At 65.5% G+C, this 20,636-nt stretch carries 22 protein-coding genes; 5 read left to right on the forward strand and 17 right to left on the reverse strand.

Going from position 1 to position 20,636, the window contains the following annotated elements; genetic code table 11:
- Positions 1-131 precede the first annotated feature (131 nt).
- The 11 genes from V4558_10450 to aspS are packed head-to-tail and all read right to left on the reverse strand — an operon-like array spanning position 132 to position 13,030.
- Positions 132-1,769: a carboxyl transferase domain-containing protein gene (locus tag V4558_10450; GenBank protein MES2305922.1), complete on the reverse strand. Its 1,638-nt coding sequence runs from the start codon at positions 1,767-1,769 to the stop codon at positions 132-134.
- Positions 1,770-1,776: 7 nt separating this feature from the next.
- Positions 1,777-2,208: a cobalamin B12-binding domain-containing protein gene (locus V4558_10455; GenBank protein ID MES2305923.1), complete on the reverse strand. Its 432-nt coding sequence runs from the start codon at positions 2,206-2,208 to the stop codon at positions 1,777-1,779.
- A 13-nt stretch (positions 2,209-2,221) separates the two neighbouring features.
- Entirely contained in the window at positions 2,222-3,379 is a 1,158-nt protein-coding gene (locus tag V4558_10460; GenBank protein ID MES2305924.1) for a hypothetical protein, read from the reverse strand.
- A gap of 17 nt (positions 3,380-3,396) precedes the next feature.
- Entirely contained in the window at positions 3,397-5,091 is a 1,695-nt protein-coding gene (locus tag V4558_10465; GenBank protein MES2305925.1) for a methylmalonyl-CoA mutase family protein, read from the reverse strand.
- Positions 5,088-6,128: a methylmalonyl Co-A mutase-associated GTPase MeaB gene (gene meaB / locus V4558_10470; GenBank protein ID MES2305926.1), complete on the reverse strand. Its 1,041-nt coding sequence runs from the start codon at positions 6,126-6,128 to the stop codon at positions 5,088-5,090. The genes V4558_10465 and meaB overlap by 4 nt, the downstream gene beginning before the upstream one ends.
- 26 nt (positions 6,129-6,154) lie before the next feature.
- Positions 6,155-7,495, reverse strand: coding sequence for a magnesium transporter (gene mgtE / locus V4558_10475; protein ID MES2305927.1), 1,341 nt, complete (start codon positions 7,493-7,495; stop codon positions 6,155-6,157).
- Positions 7,492-8,682 (reverse strand): CBS domain-containing protein, encoded by a 1,191-nt coding sequence (locus V4558_10480; GenBank protein ID MES2305928.1) that lies wholly within the window; start codon positions 8,680-8,682, stop codon positions 7,492-7,494. Before V4558_10480 ends, mgtE begins: the two co-directional genes overlap by 4 nt.
- Positions 8,679-9,872, reverse strand: coding sequence for a hemolysin family protein (locus tag V4558_10485; protein ID MES2305929.1), 1,194 nt, complete (start codon positions 9,870-9,872; stop codon positions 8,679-8,681). Before V4558_10485 ends, V4558_10480 begins: the two co-directional genes overlap by 4 nt.
- Entirely contained in the window at positions 9,869-10,300 is a 432-nt protein-coding gene (ybeY, locus tag V4558_10490; GenBank protein MES2305930.1) for an rRNA maturation RNase YbeY, read from the reverse strand. Before ybeY ends, V4558_10485 begins: the two co-directional genes overlap by 4 nt.
- On the reverse strand, positions 10,300-11,256 hold the full coding sequence (locus V4558_10495; protein ID MES2305931.1) for a PhoH family protein: 957 nt from the start codon (positions 11,254-11,256) through the stop codon (positions 10,300-10,302). The genes ybeY and V4558_10495 overlap by 1 nt, the downstream gene beginning before the upstream one ends.
- Entirely contained in the window at positions 11,249-13,030 is a 1,782-nt protein-coding gene (gene aspS, locus V4558_10500; GenBank protein MES2305932.1) for an aspartate--tRNA ligase, read from the reverse strand. The genes V4558_10495 and aspS overlap by 8 nt, the downstream gene beginning before the upstream one ends.
- Before the next feature lie 94 nt (positions 13,031-13,124).
- Here aspS and rlmN point away from each other — a divergent pair, with 94 nt between their 5' ends.
- The 4 genes from rlmN to crcB all read left to right on the forward strand — a co-directional run bounded on the left by rlmN (position 13,125) and on the right by crcB (position 15,354).
- A complete protein-coding gene (gene rlmN, locus V4558_10505) occupies positions 13,125-14,189 on the forward strand; it encodes a 23S rRNA (adenine(2503)-C(2))-methyltransferase RlmN (GenBank protein ID MES2305933.1) in 1,065 nt (354 codons plus the stop codon).
- Between the two features lie 77 nt (positions 14,190-14,266).
- The gene (locus tag V4558_10510) at positions 14,267-14,728 is read left to right on the forward strand and encodes a hypothetical protein (protein MES2305934.1); all 462 of its coding nucleotides are present in this window, start codon (positions 14,267-14,269) and stop codon (positions 14,726-14,728) included.
- Positions 14,725-14,919, forward strand: coding sequence for a helix-turn-helix transcriptional regulator (locus tag V4558_10515; GenBank protein MES2305935.1), 195 nt, complete (start codon positions 14,725-14,727; stop codon positions 14,917-14,919). Before V4558_10510 ends, V4558_10515 begins: the two co-directional genes overlap by 4 nt.
- A 27-nt stretch (positions 14,920-14,946) precedes the next feature.
- On the forward strand, positions 14,947-15,354 hold the full coding sequence (gene crcB / locus V4558_10520; GenBank protein MES2305936.1) for a fluoride efflux transporter CrcB: 408 nt from the start codon (positions 14,947-14,949) through the stop codon (positions 15,352-15,354).
- A 20-nt stretch (positions 15,355-15,374) separates the two neighbouring features.
- Here crcB and V4558_10525 read toward each other — a convergent pair whose 3' ends face one another.
- Together V4558_10525 and V4558_10530 are read right to left on the reverse strand one after the other, a co-directional pair.
- Complete coding sequence (locus tag V4558_10525; GenBank protein ID MES2305937.1) at positions 15,375-16,358, reverse strand: alpha/beta fold hydrolase; 984 nt, start codon at positions 16,356-16,358, stop codon at positions 15,375-15,377.
- A 37-nt stretch (positions 16,359-16,395) separates the two neighbouring features.
- Positions 16,396-17,373, reverse strand: coding sequence for a D-glycerate dehydrogenase (locus tag V4558_10530; GenBank protein ID MES2305938.1), 978 nt, complete (start codon positions 17,371-17,373; stop codon positions 16,396-16,398).
- 100 nt (positions 17,374-17,473) lie between these two features.
- Here V4558_10530 and V4558_10535 point away from each other — a divergent pair, with 100 nt between their 5' ends.
- The gene (locus V4558_10535; GenBank protein ID MES2305939.1) at positions 17,474-18,736 is read left to right on the forward strand and encodes a DUF4147 domain-containing protein; all 1,263 of its coding nucleotides are present in this window, start codon (positions 17,474-17,476) and stop codon (positions 18,734-18,736) included.
- Positions 18,737-18,806: 70 nt separating this feature from the next.
- Here the strand turns inward: V4558_10535 and V4558_10540 are convergent, their stop codons facing one another.
- From V4558_10540 to panD, 4 genes are all read right to left on the reverse strand, one after another.
- On the reverse strand, positions 18,807-19,196 hold the full coding sequence (locus tag V4558_10540; protein MES2305940.1) for a hypothetical protein: 390 nt from the start codon (positions 19,194-19,196) through the stop codon (positions 18,807-18,809).
- A gap of 78 nt (positions 19,197-19,274) precedes the next feature.
- Positions 19,275-19,706 (reverse strand): LytR C-terminal domain-containing protein, encoded by a 432-nt coding sequence (locus V4558_10545; GenBank protein MES2305941.1) that lies wholly within the window; start codon positions 19,704-19,706, stop codon positions 19,275-19,277.
- On the reverse strand, positions 19,703-20,269 hold the full coding sequence (locus V4558_10550; GenBank protein ID MES2305942.1) for an HD domain-containing protein: 567 nt from the start codon (positions 20,267-20,269) through the stop codon (positions 19,703-19,705). The genes V4558_10545 and V4558_10550 overlap by 4 nt, the downstream gene beginning before the upstream one ends.
- The gene (panD, locus tag V4558_10555) at positions 20,266-20,634 is read right to left on the reverse strand and encodes an aspartate 1-decarboxylase (protein ID MES2305943.1); all 369 of its coding nucleotides are present in this window, start codon (positions 20,632-20,634) and stop codon (positions 20,266-20,268) included. Before panD ends, V4558_10550 begins: the two co-directional genes overlap by 4 nt.
- Positions 20,635-20,636: the final 2 nt, after the last annotated feature.

A 20,636-nucleotide genomic window follows, 5' to 3' on the forward strand; every position in this document is an offset into this window, starting at 1 on the left:
CGGCCGCGGCACTGGTGCAGACGGTGGTTGCGGGACCTGAGTGACGGGCGGGACCGGCGCGACGGATACCCGGGCCGCCGGCGAGCACGCCGCGACGAGCAGAAGGAGCGCCCTGCAGTGCCGGAGCATGCTTAGCCGCGCAGACCATCGAGCACGAATGGCCCGAGGTGCGGTCCCGCGTTGTGCGATGTCACGCGAAGGAGGAAGGCCAGCATGTCGCGGGTCTCCTCCGGGGTGATGATCGCGTCCACGAAGCCCCGCGCCGCGGCGTATCGCGCATCGAGCTGCGCTTCGTAGTCGCCACGCATGGCATCAACTGATGTCTGGGTTCCTGCGTCGAGTGGCTGCTTCGCCTGTTGCGCCTTCTGGATCGTCGGACCGTGAACGGCCATGACCGCGGCCTCACCCTCCATCACGGCCATCCGTCCCGTGGGCCACGAGACGATGAAGTCAGGGTCGAAGCCCTGCCCCGCCATGGCGTAGTAGCCTGCGCCCGACGCGTGGTTCACCGTCAACACCAGTTTCGGCACGACGGTGGTCGCCATGGCCTCCACGAAGTGTGCCCCGGCGCGGATGATCCCTTCCTGTTCTGCCTCCGGGCCCACCATGAACCCACTGACATCCTGGATGAAGAGGATCGGCAGCCGCTCGCGATTCGCCGTCTCGATGAAATAGGCGACCTTCTCGGCGCTCTCGGCGTAGACGATTCCGCCGAAGCGCGGCCGCTCGCCTTCCTTCGCCTTGATGATGCCGCGCTGATTGGCGATCAAGGCGACCGGATGCCCTTCGATCCGGGCGTGGCCGCAGAGCATTTCCCGGGCGACATCAGGCTGGAATTCATCGAGCCTGCCATCGTCGAGGACAGCATCCAGCACGTGCCGCATGTCGTAGGAGAGACGGTGGTCGTGCGGAAGCACGTCATAGAGAGTGCTGGGTGCCGTCTTCGAATCGCGGGCGGCAGTCACGGCATGCTGCAATCCTGGCAGCACCGGCAACCGGCCGACATACTCGCGGATCTGTGCGACGCAATCAGCATCGGTCGGGGCGCGATAATGGGCGACGTTGCTCACCTGCGTATGCATCTTCGCGCCGCCGAGCGACTCGGAGTCGACGGTCTGACCGGTCGCGCCCTTGACGAGGTTAGGGCCACCGAGTCCCATGAACGAAGTCCCCTCGACCATGAAGATCACGTCGGAGAGCGCGGGCAGGTAGGCGCCGCCAGCGATGCAACTTCCCATCACCGCGCTGATCTGCGGCACGTGCAGGTAACGACGCATCAGCGAGTTGTAGTAGAAGATGCGCGCGGCCCCATACTGGCCGGGGAAGACGCCACCCTGATAGGGCAGGTTGACGCCGGCCGAATCCACCAGGTAGATGATGGGAATCCGCTGGCGCATGGCAACTTCCTGGGCGCGCAGAATCTTGGTGATCGTCTCGGGCCACCACGAGCCGGCCTTGACCGTGGCATCGTTGGCAACAACGACAACATCCCGGCCCGCGACGACGCCGACGCCGGTGATGACGCCCGCTGCGGGTGCTTCCCCGTCATAACGATCGTAGGCGACGAGCAAACCCAGCTCGCACCAGGGCGCGCCAGGATCAAGGAGCGACGTCACCCGTTCGCGCGGTGACAGCTGCCCCTTCGCATGCATCTTCTCGACTCGCTTGACCCCGCCCCCTTCCCGCAGACTGGCAGCGAGGGCGAGGTATTCATCCGTCAATGCACGCAGACGCGGAACGCGCGGTGCATCGGTCTTCGGTTTCGTCATCGGCAGATCAGGGGCGGACGTTGATGCGCGCCCACTCCTGGATATAGGTCACCAGATCGCCGGTTGGTGTCCCCGGGCCGAAGAGCCGGCCAATTCCCTGTGAATGCAATTCGTCCATGTCTTCCTGCGGGATGATCCCGCCGCCGGTGACGAGGACGTCGGAACGACCCATCTCCTCGAGCAGCTTGCGGACTCGCGGGAAGAGCGTCATGTGGGCCCCGGAAAGGATCGACAGGCCCACAACGTCCGCATCCTCCTGCACCGCCGCCGTCGCGATCATTTCCGGCGTCTGATGCAAGCCGGTATAGATGACCTCCATCCCGGCGTCACGCAGCGCCGCCGCCACCACTTTTGCCCCACGATCGTGGCCATCGAGCCCTGGTTTCGCCACGAGCACGCGAATGGGGCGAGCGAGCGGCGGCGCATCGGCAACTGCCATCATGAGCGAAACCTCACTTGAAGCGGAGCAGGCCGGCGAGGCCATCAACGGCCTCGGCAGCCTGAGTGTCATAGACGACATCCAGGGCGACGCGTTGACGCAGCGCTTCCTCGATAGCATCGTCGATCACGTCGACCGAGGGCACCACCTCGCCGTCCTCGCGCAGATCGCGCGCGAGCGTCGAGAGCCGCCCGGTCGCGAGGGAGCGGAAGCCGCTGACGGCCGCATCGCCACGCACCAGTAGAAGCCGGACCTGACCCTGCGAGAGCGCCTTGAGCGTCTCGCGGACACCGTTGACTGCCCACCCGGTGCCGAGCCCCTCGGCGAGTTCCTCGACGTGGCGCGCTTCCGAAATCCGCACGTGGTGTTCGCGCACATCCATCGTCAGGTGATGCACCGCGTCCGGGGTAGCATCCTTTGGCGAAAGCCGCGCGAGCCCGATGAGACGGTCGGCCACATAGTTGTGGAGATACGGCTCCAGCGCGCTGGCATCGTTCCCCGCCCCCGCGATCACGACCTGGTGCCCCGGCGAGGCGCGATCGAGTTCGAAGAGTGCGCGCGCCACTGCCTCCAGGTGCTGCTTCTTCTCGTTCTGGATCCGGTTGTGGAAGGCGTGTTCGCCGGTCGCGTTGCTGCGGGCGCCGGCGGCATGGAATCGGCCACCGCGAGTGACTTCGGTCGTGACCTTGCGGACCACCTTGGCGGCGTACGCGGTGACTTCCCAGATCAGCGCGGTCGCGCGATCCAGTGTCACCGTGAAAAGGCGACCAAACTCCTCCTCGCTCGAGGCGAGTTCGCGCACGAACGGCGTCCGATCCACAGCAAGACGAGAGCGGTGCACGCGTGGCAGCGGCCGCACCTCGAACAGCTTCGCTCCCGATGAGAGGAAGATCGCCACGCCCTGCGTCTCGGGGAGCCGGTCGGCGTCGCGCAGGTATTCGAGCATCAGTGCGAGGTCCGCGCGGATCGCTTCCTGCTGCGGCTTCGACCATCCCATCGAGGGCAGCGCGTATTCGAGTTCCTTGATCCGGTTCTTGACCTTGACGAGATACTTGCGACGAGCGCGATCACGCGGCTCGATCTTGAGATAGCAGGTGATGACCGGATGGGTACCGGGCTTCATCCGCAGCAGGTCCTTCCCGGGTGCGCGCTCTCGAGTGGTGGTGGCCATGATCAATCCTCGCTCTGCTAGAAGAACACGGGTTCGCGGTAGGCACCCCAGACGTCCTGGAGTACGTGCCGGATCTCGTAGAGGGTACAGTAGGCACGGGCACAATCGAGCATGGCTGGAATGATGTTGACGTCGGCCCGCGCGGCAGCCTCCAGCGCGGACAGGCGGGTTGCGACGAGGGCACTATCACGACTTTCGCGCATCCGGGCCATCCGGGCGCGCTGGGAGACTTCGGCTTCGGCATCGATCTTCAGGATCTCGATCGGTGCCTCGGTCTCTTCGACAAAGGCATTGAGCCCGACCACGGTCTTCTGGCCGGTCTCGACCTCCCGCTGGAACCGCGACGCCGATTGCGCGATTTCCCGCTGGAACCATCCCGCCTCGATCGCCGGCACGACGCCGCCCAGTGTCTCCACGTGCGCGAAGATCGCCTCGGCTTCGGCCTCGAGGCGGTCAGTCAGTGCTTCGACGAGGTATGATCCGCCGAGCGGGTCGGAGGAGTTGGGGACCCCGGTCTCGTAGGCGAGGATCTGCTGGGTGCGCAATGCCACGCGCACCGCGGTCTCGGTCGGAAGCGCGAGCGTCTCGTCGAGGGCATTGGTATGCAGTGACTGGGTGCCGCCGAGGACAGCGGCCATCGCCTGATACGCCACTCGCGCCACGTTGTTCAGCGGCTGCTGCGCCGTCAGCGAAACGCCGGCTGTCTGGCAGTGGAAGCGCATCTTCAGGGAGCGCTCGTCCTGCGCGCCGTAGCGTTCCTTGAGGTGGCGCGCCCAGATCCGCCGCGCCGCGCGCATCTTCGCAATCTCTTCGAAGAAGTCGTTGTGCACGTCCCAGAAGAAGGAGAGTCGCGGCGCGAACTGATCAACGTCGAGCCCGCGAGCCATGCCGTGCTCGACGTACGTGAAGCCGTTGGCCAGCGTGAACGCCAGCTCCTGCGCTGCCGTGGAACCCGCTTCGCGAATGTGGTAGCCGGAGATGGAGATCGAGTTCCACTTCGGCGTGTGCGTGCTGGTCCACTCGAAGAGATCAACAATGATCTTCAGCGACGGCTCCACGGGATAGATCCAGGCGTGCTGCGCGACAAACTCCTTGAGAATGTCATTCTGAATCGTGCCCTGCAGCTTCGCGATCGGAACACCTTGTCTTTCAGCCGCGGCCACGAAGAAGCAGAAGAGAATCGCCGCCGGTCCGTTGATCGTCATCGACACCGAGACCTGATCGAGCGGAATGCCGTCGAAGAGGGTCTCCATGTCGTCCAGCGAGGAGATCGCCACACCGCACTTGCCGACCTCGCCTTCCGACCGGGGATGATCGGAGTCGTAGCCCATCAGGGTCGGGAAGTCGAATGCCACCGACAGGCCGGTCTGCCCCCGCTCGAGCAGGAACTTGTAGCGCTGGTTGGTATCCTCGGCCGTCCCGAAGCCCGCGAACTGGCGCATCGTCCAGAGGCGCCCGCGGTACATGGTTGGATGGATGCCGCGCGTGTACGGGTAGTCGCCTGGAAGCGGAGCAGCGGCGCTGACATCGAGCGGAGTGTAGACGGGCTCGATGGCAAGCCCTGAGATGGTCGTGAAATCGCTGTCGGATCGGACCGGCAGCTTCGCCGTGGCGGCCTTCCATGCCGCGATCTCGGCTCGAAGGCGAGTGAGCTCTTCCTCTTGCAAGGCGAGGCGGTCGAGTAATGAATCGTGGGATGCCAGACCGGTCATACCCGGGCTCCTTCCTTCAGCGTGGCGACGATCTCGGCTGCCAGTTCATACGGGCTCAGCTGCCCGGCGGTGACATCGTCGAGGCGCGCGGCGATGGCGTCCTCGGCGTGTGATTCCTGCCAGACCCAGCGGCGCGTCGCACGATCGACGACTTCCCGGGTCCGTTCGGCGAGGCGTTCGCGACGCCGCTGCTCGAGCACCCCACTGCCCTGCATCCATTCCCAGTGCTGATCGAGCGCGGCAACGAGTTCCGCGACCCCCTCGCCCTTGGCCGCGACGCCGAGGAGCACGGGGGCTCGCCAGCCATCGTCGGCGGGATGGCCATCAGTCGCAGTCGGCGCGGGCCTGCTCTTCATCGCGCCGTGATGCGCCGGGACATTCCGATGCGCCTTGCCGAGTCGCAGGTCGAGTGCCAACTCCACCTCGCGGCGCACCTTGTCCGCACCGGGCCGATCCGCCTTGTTCACCAGGAAGCAATCCGCGACTTCCATCACACCCGATTTGAGCGCCTGAATGCCGTCGCCCGACTCCGGCACAAGCACCAGCACGGTGCTGTCCGCCATCCGGGCGACGTCCAGCTCCGATTGCCCGACACCGACGGTCTCCACGAGGATACGATCAAATCCTGCGGCGTCGAGGAGGTCGCAGACTTCACGGGTCGCGGTTGCCAGCCCGCCGAGGGAGCCTCGGGTCGCCATCGACCGGATATACACACCTGGATCGAGGGCGATCTGCTCCATCCGGATGCGATCGCCAAGGAGAGCACCACCCGAGAAGGGGGAGGTCGGATCGACGGCGACAACCGCAACACGGAGGCCGGCCGCTCGGTAGGCTGAAACGAGTCGTTCGGTGAGGGTGGACTTCCCGGCCCCCGGCGGGCCGGTAATGCCGATCCGTCGGGCGCGCCCGAGCCTGGGATGGATCGCTGCGAGGAGCTCTTCGAAGCCACTGCGACCGTTTTCCACCACCGAGACCGCGCGAGCCAGCGCTGCGACCTTTCCAGCGAGCAATTGCGTCAACAGCGGATCATCGGCCATGCCGGAAATTACCACTATTACAGGAGTTAGAGCAAAATCGCCGTGGCAAGTCCGAGCAGGAGGCCAAAGCCGCAGACATCCGTGAACGTGGTCACGAAGATCGAGGATGCAATGGCCGGATCGACCCCGAGTCGCTCAAGCACTACCGGGATGAAAGACCCGGCGAACCCGGCGACAAAGAGGTTGCCGCTCAAGGCCAGGAAGACCACCAGACCCATCCGCCAGGTCGAGCCGAGGAGCACCGACACGGCGGCAACCACGATCCCGATGGCGACGCCGTTGATGATGCCCACCAGAATTTCCTTGGTGATGATCGCCCGGCTCTGGTCGATGGGGACCTGCCCCAGGGAGAGACGACGTACTGACACTGCCAGCGCCTGCGTTCCGGCATTGCCCCCCATGCCGGCGACGATCGGCATCCAGATCGCCAGGGACGGGATGCTCGCGATCGAGTCGTTGAAGTACAGCACCACTGCCGCCGCGAGAAATGCCGTCAGCAGGTTGACATAGAGCCACGGCAAGCGACTCCGCACCGAACTCGACCATCGGGCCGACAGTTCTTCGTCCGGGGAAACGCCGCCGAAGCGCAGCAGGTCCTCGGTCGCCTCGGCTTCCGATACGTCGCTGACGTCGTCGTAGGTGACCCGGCCGAGCAGCCTGCCATTCGGGTCCACGACCGGAAGCGCGACCAGGTCGTACCGCGACATGATACGGGCGACCTCTTCCTGGTCGACTTCGGCCCCGACGCGGATGTCGGCATCCTCCATCACATCGCGCACCAACCGCGATTGCAATGTGATCACCAGCTGCTTGAAGGAGAGCGACCCCACCAGGCGGCGCGCGGTATCGACGACGAAGATCTCCGTGACATCATCAACATCTTCGGCCTGCCGCCGCACCGCCTCGAGCGCCAGCGCCACCGTATCGAGGTCGGTCACAGTGACGAGGTGGGTCGTCATCAGACCGCCGGCCGTCTCCTCATCGTAGCGAAGGAGTCGGTCGACGTCAGCGCGATCCTCGACGCCGGCAAGGATGCGCTCCTGCTCTTCGGGCTCGAGTTCACCGAGGAGGTCTGCCGCGTCGTCATCTTCGAGTTCGTCGACGATCTCGGCGGCTTGCTCGGTATCGAGCGCCGCCATGATCTCCTCGGCGTGCGCTTCGGCCGGCAGTTCGACCAGTGCTTGTGAGGAAAGCTCGGGCGGCAGCACGCGCACCAGTTCCAGACGCTCGTCCTCATCCAGCGAGGCCAACACGTCGGCGAGGTCGGCCGGCTCGAGTTCCCAGGCGCGCTGGACGAAGGTCTCGATTCGCCCTTCGCGGACCAGCAAGACCAGTTCGTCGAGTCGGCTTTCGGGGGTGCTGCTCATCCGCTGATCCGGTCGAGATCCAGCGGCGTCGCGGTGCCGCGGCGTACCACCAGGCGTTCGATGCGAGTCGGCGACGCCGCCATCACGTCGATCTCCAGGCCCCGCAGGGCGAAGCGCTCACCGGCGACAGGAATTCGACCGACCAACTCGGCGAGCAGCCCACCGAACGATGCGGCACCACGCGCCGGCAATTGCACTCCGAAATGCTGAGCCACCATGCCTGGAGCTTCTGAGCCATCGAGCTCGAGCAGGGAGCCTGACGCGGCAGCGACCACAGGCGAGTCGCTCTCGCCTTCGTCGGAGATCTCGCCGATAAGTCCCTCGAGCAGGTCTTCGAAGGTCACCAGCCCGGCCGTGCCCCCGAATTCGTCTAGCACGATTGCGAGATGGCGATGATCGCGTTGCATGTCGAGCAACAGGTCCCCGGCGAGTCGGCTCACGGGAGCGTACGACACGGGCCGCACCGGTAGCACGTCATCGGGCCGCTGTTTGAAGAGGTCGAACGCGTGCACCATTCCGGTGATGTCGTCGAGGGTTCCGCGATAGACCGGAATACGGGTGTATCCCGATTCCGCGAACGTCGCGAGGACCTGGGCGTGCGTGGCATCCGCCGGGACTGCGATCATTTCGGTCCGGGGTGTCATGATCTCGCGCACCGACCGTTCGGCGAAGGTCATCACCCCACCGACCATCACCAGTTCCTCACCACCGAGCCCGTTGGCCGTTCCCTCGCGGGCGAGCGCACGGACATCGTCGGCAGGATCGCTGTTGCGTGCCGGGAGCACGAAGGCGAGGAGTGCGCTCCAGCTTCGGAGGACCGGCCCCAGCCACTCGAGCGTCCGCTCGGCGCGCGTTTCCGTAAACCAGCGCGGCAGCAGATAACCGCCGAGCAGGGTGGTCGGCACCAGCAGGAAGGCGATGATGGGCACGAGCTGCGGCAGCAGCAGGTCGCCGAGCAGCCCGGGTACGACTGCGCCGACGAGAGCCACGCCCAGCGACGTTGCCGCAACCGAGGCCGCGACCTGCCGCTGTGTCACGGAGACCCAGTCGAGCGAGTCGTCGCCGCCACGCAGCCGCCGCGAGATGGTTTCCGAGAGAGTGGCGCGCGCGGTTGTCACCAGGGCCGCGGCGCCTGAGGAGCCGAAGAACGCCACTGCCAGGCCAGCGATCAGCAGGAGCCAGTTCATTGGCCCGCCTCCTGCGCGATCGGAATCTCCGCCGTGTGCGGCGCCCAGAACGCAACCCGACGGATGCGTCGCCGGACCACGAGTTCGACCACCACTCTCCAGCCGTCGATTTCCATGGCCTCGCCGGTGCGAGGCACACGGCCCAGCGCCGCGAGAATCAATCCGCCGACGGTAGCGACATCCTCTCGCTCGAAGTCGTGTTCGAGTTCAGCTTCCAGATCGGCGAGCGGGATCCCGCCCTCGACGACCCAGTGGCCATCGGGTAGCTGCTGAACCGGCTTCACCTCGTCGACATCGTGCTCGTCCTGGATTTCGCCGACGATCTGCTCAAGGATGTCCTCAAGCGTGACCAGCCCGGCGGTGCCACCGAACTCGTCGACGACGACGGCGAGATGCCCGGGTCCGCGCTGGAAGTCGCGCAGTTGCCGGTCGAGCGTCTTGGCTGTCGGGACGAACGAGGCCGGGCGAATCAGCGTCTGCCACTGATCGGTTGGCCGTGTTGCCGCGTAGAGCCGCGGCAGGACGTCCTTCGCGTATATCACCCCGATCACGGCGTCCGGGTGTCCGTCGAGCACCAGGAGTCGCGCGTGTTCGCTCCGCCGGAGCGTCGCGACCACCTGCGCCTCGGTCTCGTCGACCTGCACCGCGATGATGTCGAGTCGAGGCGTCATCACCTCGGCCACTTGCATCTCTGCCAGCGAGAAGACCCCGAGGGCCATCTCCTGCGGCGAGTGCCCGTCGGGCCGGGCGGTGACGCGGGAGGGATCAACCCGACCGCCGTCAAATCGCGTCGCCATCCAGAGCAGCGGCGCGAAGATGGGTCGGGACGCCAGCGCGAGCTGGCGAGCATACGGAACAATTTCAGGCGCCAGTGTCGCCAGCAGTCGCGGCGCCAGATCGCCGACGGTCCAGACGAGCACGGTGACGAGCAGCACGCGGATCAGTGCGAGAGCCGGCGGATACGCCCACCAGCCGACCGCGGTGCCCGCAATCGCGGCCGCGGCCGTCATCGAGGCAAGATGGATGACGTGCAGCACGCGTTCGGGAGGGAGTTCGTCTGCGCTGGGGTCGCGAGCGAGTGCCCGCGCACCGAGTTCGGTATCACCTTCGCCGGCGAGCGCCACGAGGCCGGCCCAGAGCATCATCAGGCCGGCAATCGCAGGCCAGAGTGCCTGGAGCAGCGCCGTCACGTCAGCAGCCCGACGTAGTGTTCCTGCTTCTGCCACATCGGTGACCGGGTCCGCTCTTCCCCCTCGGGATGATCGAACCCGAGGACGTGCAAGGTGCCGTGCACGACCAGTCGCACCAGCTCTTCGCGCACCCGAATGCCGCGACTGTGTGCTTCACGAGCCGCGACCGAGGGACAGATATAGAGATCACCGGTGAGAGAACCGTCGGGCAAAGGCAGCGCAAACGAGATGACGTCGGTAGGCCAGTCGTGGTCCTTGTACTCCGCGTTGAGTGCCCGCATCCGTCGGGGCCCAAGGAAGGTGACCACGAATGCGGCGTCGCGACGCTCGCCCTCGAGCACCCGCGCAACCGCCTCACGAACGACGCGCGCCGGCAGCTTCCCTGCGGTGCCACCCACCACCACCTCGGCGTGCGCGGGGCGACTCATCAACCCGCCTGATCCTCCGCGTACGCGCGGATGATGTCACGCACCAGGCGATGGCGCACGACGTCCTCATCGGTAAGGTAGTGAAAGCCGATTCCTTCGATCCCGGGAAGGACACGTTCGATCTGCACCAGGCCGCTGTCTTCCCGCCGTGGCAAATCGATCTGCGTCTTGTCGCCGGTCACTACCACTTTGCTGTTCACGCCAAGACGGGTCAGGAACATCTTCATCTGGGCGATGGTGGCGTTCTGCGCCTCATCGAGGATGATGAATGCGTCCGCGAGCGTCCGGCCGCGCATGTAGGCCAGCGGTGCGATCTCGATGGTGCGAGTCTCGAGGGCCTTCTGCACCTTTTCGTGCGGCATCATGTCTTCGAGCGCATCATAGAGCGGACGCAGATACGGATCCACCTTCTGCTGCAGGTCGCCGGGAAGGAAACCGAGCGACTCGCCCGCTTCGACGGCGGGACGCGCGAGGACGATACGCTTGACCCGCTTCCGTGCCAGCGCTTCAACGGCCTTGGCCACTGCGAGATAGGTCTTGCCGGTGCCGGCCGGCCCGATGCCGATCACGATGTCGTGATTGTTGATGACGTTGAGGTACTCGCGCTGGCCAGCGGTTTTCGCAACGATCGCGCGACGCATCCCCGGAATGATCACCTTGAGCCCATCACCGGCCGTGGCGACTTCGGCCACGTGACCGTCGCTGGCGAGGCGATAGACATCTTCGGGCTCGATCGGCTGCCCCGCGCGCGCGAGATCGATGAAGCCCTGCACAACGGGAGTGGCGCGTTCGATCTGCGCGAGGGAACCGATCAGAGTGATGGCATCGCCACGCTGGGAGATCCGCACACCGATGGCACGCTGGATCTCGGCGAAGTTGGCTTCGTTGACGCCGGCAAGGAGAAGTGGATCCGCCCCTTCGGCATTCAGTGTGTGGCGGATGTCCTCACTATGCATTCGGTGTCCCCACGGTGGTATGCAGATGCAGCGCGGCGAGATCCTTTGCTGCGACAGTCACCGGTGCGCCTTCGAAGAGTGCGCGCGCCGCCGCGGTCTTGGGAAACGCAATCACGTCACGAAGCGATGGCGCCCCGGCGAGCAGCATCGCGATCCGATCGAAGCCCAGCGCAAACCCGCCGTGCGGCGGTGCCCCTGACGCCAGCGCGTTAAGCAGGAACCCGAAACGGCGCTGTTGCTCCTCGGCCGGGATGCCGAGGAAGCGGAACACCGTCCCCTGCAGGACGGGATCGGTGATCCGGATCGAGCCGCTGCCGAGTTCCGTGCCGTTGTAGACCGCATCGTAGTGCAGCGCCCGGCATCGCTGTGGTTCCGATTCGAGATACTGCAGGTCTTCTGGATGCGGAGACGTAAACGGGTGGTGGGTAAACACCCAGCTGTCGGTGGCTGGGTCATGCTCGAAGAGCGGGAAATCGACGACCCAGGCGAACGCGTGCTTCAGCGACGGCATGACGCCGGGTTGGCGAGCCAGCGCGGTGCGCACTCCGTGAAGGGCCGGGTTGGTCACAACATCCTTCCCCACGACAGCAACGAGCAGATCGCCAGCATTCGCATCGATCGCAGCGAGCGCCGCGGCGCCGAGTGCCTTCACCCCCTGCCCTTCCCAGCCACCCTCGGCACGTTTGGCCCAGATCAATCCGCCAGCCCCGGCGCCTTTGGCCACCTCTCCCAGCTGATCAAGCTCCTTGCGACTGAGGCTCCCGAGTCCGGGAGCGACAATGCCGCGGAGGCGACCGCCAGCAGCAATTCCGTCGCGAACAAACGGGGCCGCATCGTCGCCAGCGGCTGCGCTGAGGTCGCGAATCTCGAAGCCGAATCGCAGATCGGGCTTGTCAATGCCGAAACGCTCCATCGCGTCACGGTGCGTCAGGCGCTGGAATGGAATTGAGACTTGCTCGCCGGCTTCAGCCCAGAGCTCGAGCAGCACGCGTTCGATGACCGGGAGGATGTCCTCCTGTCCAACGAAGGAGGCTTCGAGGTCGATCTGCGTGAACTCGGGCTGCCGATCGGCACGGAGGTCTTCGTCACGGAAACAACGGGCGATCTGGAAGTAGCGATCGAAGCCCGCCACCATCAGCAACTGCTTGTAGATCTGGGGCGACTGGGGCAGCGCGTAGAACTCGCCCGGATGTACCCGTGATGGTACCAGGTAGTCGCGGGCGCCTTCGGGAGTGGGCTTGGTGAGAATCGGCGTTTCGATCTCGAGGAAGCCGAGGTCGCTCAGGGTGCGCCGCGCACGCTGGAGCAGGCGGTGCCGCATGATGATGTTGGCCTGCAGTTCGGGGCGTCGGAGATCAAGGACGCGATGCTCGAGCCGCAGCTCTTCGGAGGCGAGCTCCTCGCCCTCGCGTCGCGCAACTTGAATCGCCGGAGTCACGGCGGGCCCGACCACACGGATATCGCGAACCTGCACTTCGATTTCCCGCGACGTCATGCCGGCATCGCGCGCCGACTCGTGACGCAGCGCCACCACGCCATCCACAAGCACCACGGTCTCGGCACCGAGGGTCGCCGCACGGGCGAGCACCTCGGGCGACGTCCACGAGGGGTCGCAGGAGAGCTGCACCAGCCCGTCCCGGTCTCGCAGGTCGAGGAAGACGATCCCGCCGAGGTCCCTGCGGCGGTGGATCCAGCCACCCAGACGGACGGTAGCGCCAAGCTCGGCGCGGGTGAGGGAACCAGCGCGATGGCTACGGAGTGATGTGCTGTGCATGGTCCGAAACTAACGCGCCCGGGAATGGGGCGAAAGGAAAGCTCCGACTCAGGTGACTCGCCGCAAGTGGGCCAACGACTTAGGTTTCCGCGATATGCCGACGCCGCTGACCCTGCTCGATCTCGCCCCCGCTGACGCTGCCGAACGGCTCCGCGCGTGGGTCGCCTCCGAAGGTCTCCCTGGCTACCGGGCGGGGCAGTTGCTGCGCCGACTCTGGGTCGCCCCGATCGGCAGCTGGGGGGAGGCCACGGAACTCCCCAAGGCGTTGCGGGACCGGCTCGATGAGGCCTTCCCGCTCCCGCGACTCATTGCCGACGTCATCCAGCAGTCGCAAGATGGGACGCGGAAGTACCTCTGGACCCTCCAGGACGGCGAAAAGGTCGAGTCGGTGTTGATCCCCTCGGCGGGTCGCCGGACGCTCTGCATCTCGTCGCAGGCGGGGTGCGCGCTTGGGTGCGTCTTCTGCGCCACGGGGCTGATGGGATTTCGCCGCAACCTGACCGCCTGGGAGATCGCCTGCCAGGTTCGGGAAATCGTGCTGGCCACGCCCGATGACAAACCCACCAACGTCGTCTTCATGGGGATGGGCGAACCGCTACTCAACTGGCCCGCCGTCGATTCAACATTGTCGATTCTCAATCACCCCGATGGGTTCGGCATCGGCGCGCGTCACATCACCGTCTCCACCGTGGGAATCGTGCCGGGGATGAAGGCGCTCGCAGCTCGGCCGGAACAGTTCCGGCTCGCGATCTCACTGCATTCGCCGAACCCGGCGGATCGTCAGGCGCTGATGCCGATCGAGAAGAAGTACCACCTGAAGGAAGTCCTTGACGTTGCGAAGACCTTCGCGAAGCGGATCACCTTCGAGTACGTGATGATCGCGGGACGCAATGATCGCGATGAAGATGCCGCGGTGCTCGCGTCACTCGCGCGGAAGCTCGGCGCGCACGTGAACCTGCTGCCGTTGCATCCGGGTGGTAATCCCGGCTTGGTGCCCACGGCGGTGCCCCGCATCAAAGAGTTCCGTGAATACCTCACCGACTGCGGTATCGAGGCCGTGGTTCGACGGTCACGCGGGCTCGACATCGACGCGGCGTGCGGGCAGCTGCGGGTGCAGATGGAGAAGCGGCGCCGGGCGGATGGGGTGGCTACCGGGTAAGGCCTGTTCTGGGACAAGCTCACTTGTCCTTACGACAAGTACGCTTTACATTGCCTCATCCCCTTTGCGGAGCGGCAATGGAAGTCCCGACAACGGAAGACATCAAGGCAGATGCGAAACGGGCATTCCGGTGGAGCACCCTGCTTCCGTCAACTCTGTGGGTCCTTGCCACCTTTCAGGCCATTGCGAGGCTGAAACACCCTGAGCTGGTGGGCACGGGCCGACTCTTCTGGGCGCTCCTCCCGCTCCCGTTGATGGTCTGGGCGTTCTGGGCCTGGGAGAAGGCGGAGAAACGAAACAGCGAATTCGAGCGGGTCGTCAATCTCCAAGCTACCACGTACGCCTACCGTCTCACCGTTTTCTGGTTGTTCGGTGTGGTGCTCCTCAACGCCGCCGTCGGGTTTCCGATCGAGGTGTGGACACCGATTCCCGGCCTGCGAGACACGATTGGATGGACGGAGCTCATTATGCTCCCACCCCTCTTTTTCTCGTTTATCGGCTACATGGTGGTACATCGCAGGGTCTTTCCGAAGAAATGAACAACCACGTCAAGGCGTTGCGCACCGCGCACGGCTGGACCCAGGCCGACCTCGCCGAGCGGCTCGACGTCTCCCGGCAGACGATCTATGCCATCGAGACTGAACGCTTCGACCCGTCGCTGCCGTTGGCCTTCGCCATAGCGCGGCTCTTCGCGAAGCCGATCGAGGAGATATTCTTCCCGGCGAAGTAACCGGCTTCTGCCTACGTGAGGACGCCTGTGGGACCTTCCGCATTCAGCCCTGCCCTGCTCGCCGCCGTCGCTCTCGGAAGCGCCATCGGTGGCGTCGCCCGGTACGTGATGACCTTCCTGGTCCAGCCGCGAGACGTGGCCTTTCCGTTGGGCACTCTCGCCGTGAATATCCTCGGGTGCTTCCTCATCGGCGCCATTGCGCAGTACTCCCTCGCACCTGGCCGCCTCTCTCCCGAACTGCGCGTGTTACTGATGTCAGGCTTCTGCGGCGGCTTCACCACCTTCTCGACTTTTTCGTTCGAGAGCGTGGAATTGATCCAGGCCGGTGCGTGGTCACGGGCGCTTCTCTACACGTTCATCTCCGTCACCGTCGGCCTCGCCGCCGTCTCTGCCGGCGCGCTCACGGTGCGTGCCGCGACCGGCGCGGCCGCCTGAGCGCAGATGGCATTGCCCCACTAGCGCAGCTTCACCCACGCAGCGATGTCGGTAATCACCGATGGATCAACATGCCCTGGTACGGCATAGTCGTTCGGTGACGGTGGCCCTTTTCCAGCGATGAAGAGGTGGCTCAGGGCCTCGTAACGTCCCACCGTCGTGTTATCACGCGGGCCGAGGATCCGGAGGTAGTCGGCGAGTTGGTCCGGCGTCACCTGATAATCACGCATCCCCTGCAGAATCAGGAGCGGCACCTTCACATCCCGCATCGCGACGGCCGGATCATACCCGTTGAGATCGAGGAAATATTTCGCTGGCGCCCCGAGGATCATCTGCAGATTCGCCGAGTCTGCGGGCACCAGCGCGCGAATGCGCGCAATACGGGGCGCCAGCATCTGCTGCTGTGCCTTCACCGCCTTGAGGGTGACGGAATCTCCGGTCGAGATCGAGGCGATGTAAGCCAGCTGCCGCTCAACCTGATCAGCCAGTGTCGCACGAGTGGCCCCGGCGAGCAGGACGATCCCCGCCAGTTTGCCGTCTGCCTTCGCGACCCGCGGCGCAAGCATCCCGCCAAGCGAGTGGCCGATCATGACAGTGCGGCTCGGGTTCACTTCCGGCTGAGCACGGAGCACCGCCAGCGCGCTCACCGCATCCTCCACCGTCTCATCCCAGACTGTGAACGCCTTCCCGGCAAACCAGAAGGGCGAGACTTTCGATCGCTTGTCGTAGCGCAGCACGGCGACGCCCTGTTGCGCGAGCCCCCAGGCAATGTCCCGATACGGCTTGTCGGGTCCGATTGTCATGTCGCGATCTCCGGCGCCAGACCCGTGCACGATGATCACGGCCGGGAACGGGCCCTTTCCGGCCGGAATCGATAGCGTGCCGGGCAACGGTACTGGACCGGGAATCGTCACGGCGCGTTCGACCACACCGGTGGGCGGTTCCTGGGCTTCGATTCGTCCAGCGATCACCAGCACCAGCAGTGCTGGAAGTAAGCGACTCATACTGCACTCCTTCAGAGAAGAAAGATCGGCGCAACCATCAGGTGCCAACCCGATTCGGAATCGGACGACCGTCGAAACAGGCGGCGAGGTTTTCCAGAGCAAGGTACCCCATCGCTTCCCGAGTCTCGCGCGTGGCGGAACCGAGATGCGGCAGCAACACGACCTGCTCCATGCCCAGATAGCGACGATCCACCTGTGGCTCGCCGCGGTAGACATCGAGTCCCGCACCGGCCAGATGCCCGGAGAGCAGCGACGCCACCAGCGCGTCGTCGTCGATGATATTCCCACGAGCAGTATTGATGAGGAAGGCGCCGGGTTGCATCAGCGCGAGGCGAGTGCTGTTCATCAAGCCACGCGTCTCCGGCGTGCTCGGGCAATGCAGCGACACGATGTCGCTACTGCCAAGAAGCGACTCCAGCGTGGCGCATTGTTCGGCGCCGACCGCCGCCAGCTGCCCGTCATCGAGTCGCGTGCGGTTGTAGCAGAGCACCCGCATCCCGAAACCGAAGTGTGCCCGGCGGGCGACGGCACTACCAATTCGCCCCATCCCGATCAACCCGAGCGTCTTCCCCGTCACCTGGCGCCCGAGCAAGTGAGTCGGTGCAAGACCGAGCCAGCGGCCGCCCCGGACCTCGCGCTCCCCTTCTCCAGCACGACGCAGTGTCATCAGGATCAGCGTCATTGCGAGATCTGCAGTACAATCCGTGAGCACCCCTGGCGTGTTGGTCACGATCAGGTTGTGTGCATCTGCCGCTGCCAGGTCAATGTTGTCTACGCCGACGCCGAAGTTTGCGATGATGCGAGCCCGCAAGGGATAGGCCGACAGCACTTCTGCGGTCATCCGATCGGTCACGGTGCAGAGCACCCCGTCGGCGCTGGCAAGGGCTCGCTGCAACGCCTCCGCCGACATTGGTCGATCGTCGCTCGAGAGCTCGGCGTCGAACCGCTCGCGCAGCGCCTGCTCCACCGCGACTGGCAAACGCCTGGTGACCACGACACGCGGGCGCACACTCATCCACAACTCCGGGCGGGAATGTTCCGGCATAGAATCAGGGGGTAATATTGGCGGTTCCGTCTCCGGAGTCACTCTGAGCGTACTCCAGCCGCATGCCAAGTTGCTGCACGACTGCTTTCTGGCAGGGGTCGCGGCGGTCCTTCCGGAACGCTGCCTGCCGCCGGCGCTGGCAGCAATCCCGGATGCCACCGGCCCCACCGTGCTCCTGGCGGTCGGGAAGGCAGCCCCAGGAATGGCGCTGGCGATCGCCGCCGCGCTCACGGACCGCGGGACGCCGCCAGCGAACACCCTCGTGATCGGTCTCCAGCCCGGCCCGGGGCTCCTCACAGGCGACCATCCGGTTCCCGGCGCGCGATCGTCACGCGCGGCGGTCGCGATCGCGGAATGGGTTGCCGCACTGCCACCCGACGCCGAAGTGCACATCGCCATCTCCGGGGGCGCCACCTCCTTGATCGCCGCACCACTGCCAGGTCTCGCGGGAACCGACCTTCAGGATGTATTTGCCTTCCTGCTTCGATCGGGACTCGACGTGGCCACGGTCAACGCGGTCCGCAAGCGACTTACCCGCTGGGGTGCAGGTCGTCTTGCCGCTGCCGTCGCGCCACGAAAGACCTTTGCGTGGGTCATTTCCGACGTGCCAGGAGACGACCCGGCGACGATCGGGTCGGGCCCCTGCACCGGCGATCCGTGGCAGTCCACCTCACTGCGAAGTGCGCTCGAATCGACAGCTGTCTGGCAACACCTCGCACCGGTGGTCCGCGCCGCAATCGAGGTCGAGACACTGAAGCCGGGAGCGCGCGAACTCGGCGATGTGCAATTGCAGATCGTCGCGCGGAACCATGATGCCATCAGCGCAGCGGCGACCTTTGCGGCGAACCATGGCTGCGCGGTGCGACAGTCGTCGAGGCGCATCACGGGCGAGGCGCGCACTGCCGGCGAAGCCATCGTGAGCGACTTGATCACCGCACGCAGTAAGATGCGCGCTCCGCTCGAGGTGATCGTCCACGGCGGCGAGTCGGTCGTGACGTTGAGTGAGGTCTTCGGGGTCGGTGGCCGGAATCAGGAGCTCGCACTCGCCGCCGCTCGCTCGCTGGCGCAAGCGGATGTGGGTGAAGGAACTCTGCTGCTCGCGGCGGGCACCGACGGCAAAGACGGTTCCTCCAGTGCGGCCGGAGCAATCGTCGATGGCCTGACCTGGCGTGCCATCGCGTCGCGTGGACACGACCCCGACGCCTTGCTCGAGCGCCACCAGTCTGATCGCGCGTTTGAAGCGGTCGGAGCCCAACTCATTACCGGCCCCACCGGGACCAACGTGATGGATCTCGCGATCGGGCTCAACGTGGAACGGGTGCGCCTCGACTGATCGAGGCGCACCCGAGGGAGGACGCGTCGGGTGCCGGCCCACATGCGGGGCGCGGCACTCTGGCCTGTTGCTACCGCAACAGACGCGCGGCCGAGACTTCGGCAATCGCCACGTCGGGCGACCGCTGCACGAACTCGAAGAGGCGCTGCTGGAAGTCGCTGCCATCTTCATCGGCGTGCACCATCAGCCTGGCTTCATCGAGCAGACTGGGAACCCGGGCATCGGCGTCGGGGGAATCTTCCAGCATCGCCTCATCCATGGCCACGAGCAGCGCCGTCAACGGCCGCAGCCAGGCGAACCAGGGATCGTGAATGGCAAGCTGGAGCACGTCGGCAGAACCGGGGACCCTGCCGTGCATCCGCTCGTATGCCATCCGCTCCGCGTCGAGCAGGTTGCGGTGCAGGTTCAGCATCGCCTCACGCACGGGGCCAAGTCGCAGCTGCAGATCGGATGATGTCATACCGGAACTCCTTCTGGGTGACGTCATGTCACTCGCAGCGTAAAACGTGCCATGCGTCAAAAAGGTTCCTGTCGCGGACTAATACCCCTTGGGAACCCGGAACCGTCTCCCCAGAAGGACAGTAACGTCCACCATTCTGGAGCTATCCATCTGGCGGATCACCTCGGCATCCCCGAGGGCCTCGACGATCCGGCCGACCCCGGCCGTGTCATTTCGGCGGACCAGGACTTGGTTCCGGTCGCGACCGCGGTGGGCGGAATCGGCATTGCCGAGGTAGACCACATCAAGTCCGGCACGACGCAAGAGGAGCATCCCGGCCCGACCAGCGCCTATCACGCCCCCGGAGTTGAGCACCTCGACCTCGACCCGATGCGCCAGCGGTTCCCAAACACGAACCGGCTCCGGGCCAGCCGGCGGCGGCGCTCGCTTCAGGAGTCGCCCCGCGAGTAACACCACCACGATCAGCCCGACTGCCCCGCCCACCCACCAGCGTGCCGGGAGCCGGTTCACAGGACCGCCGCTCGGAAGGCGAGAGACTCCGGGGGCAGCGTCCAGCCCTGAGTGATGGCGTAGTCGAGCCGCCGACGGACGACTTCGCGAAGCACTTCATCGGGCTCCTCAGGGTAGAGCACCGCGAGGGCGGCACGGTCGGCACGGTCGAAGGTCCGACCGGGCTCGAGAAAGTCGGCACAGTAGAGTGCCCGGCCGATTCGCCCCCAACCCACCCAACCGACCGAGTGCCAGCGAACCGCACTCAACACATCGGCATCGCGTTCTCCTTCGAGCTCGGCGCGCGCGGCAGCAGCAGGTCCGTGACGTAGTTCGACAGGCCCCTCAACCGTCGGTGCCCAGCGTCGCATTTCGGCCTCGGGGGCATCCCGAAGCGCATCGTGAAGCCAGACCGCGCGAAGCCAGCGCGCGCGTTCCTCCGGCGCAAGGCGGAGCGCGGTGACCCAACTGCGCATCAGTTGCACGACGCGCTCGATGTGCTCGCGACGCGCAGGTGCAACGACGGCCCAGGACGGCAAGCCATCCTGGGCCGAGCGAGCAGGATCATCGTGCGCGGGGATCAAGCGGGCCCGGGTGGTGGCGAGACGATCCGGTTCGACCCGTCGACGAAAACCACTGCCGGGCGAAACGCGGGTACGTCGGGCTCATCGATGTCACCGTAGGCAATCAGGATGACGAGGTCTCCAACCATGCCGAGGCGCGCCGCGGCACCGTTCAGCTGCACGACGCCGCTTCCGGCCGGACCGGGAATCACGTAGGTCGTGAAGCGCGCACCGTTGTTGACGTTGACCACCTGGATCTCTTCGTAGACCACCAGGTCGGCGGCCGCGATCAGATCGGTATCGAGCGTCAGCGACCCCTCGTAATGGAGGTCCGCAGCAGTGATGGTCGCACGATGGATCTTGGACTTCATGAGGCGACGGCGCATGC

The organism is Gemmatimonadota bacterium, assembly GCA_040388535.1.
In the GTDB taxonomy this organism is placed as follows: Bacteria; Gemmatimonadota; Gemmatimonadetes; order Gemmatimonadales; family GWC2-71-9; genus Palsa-1233.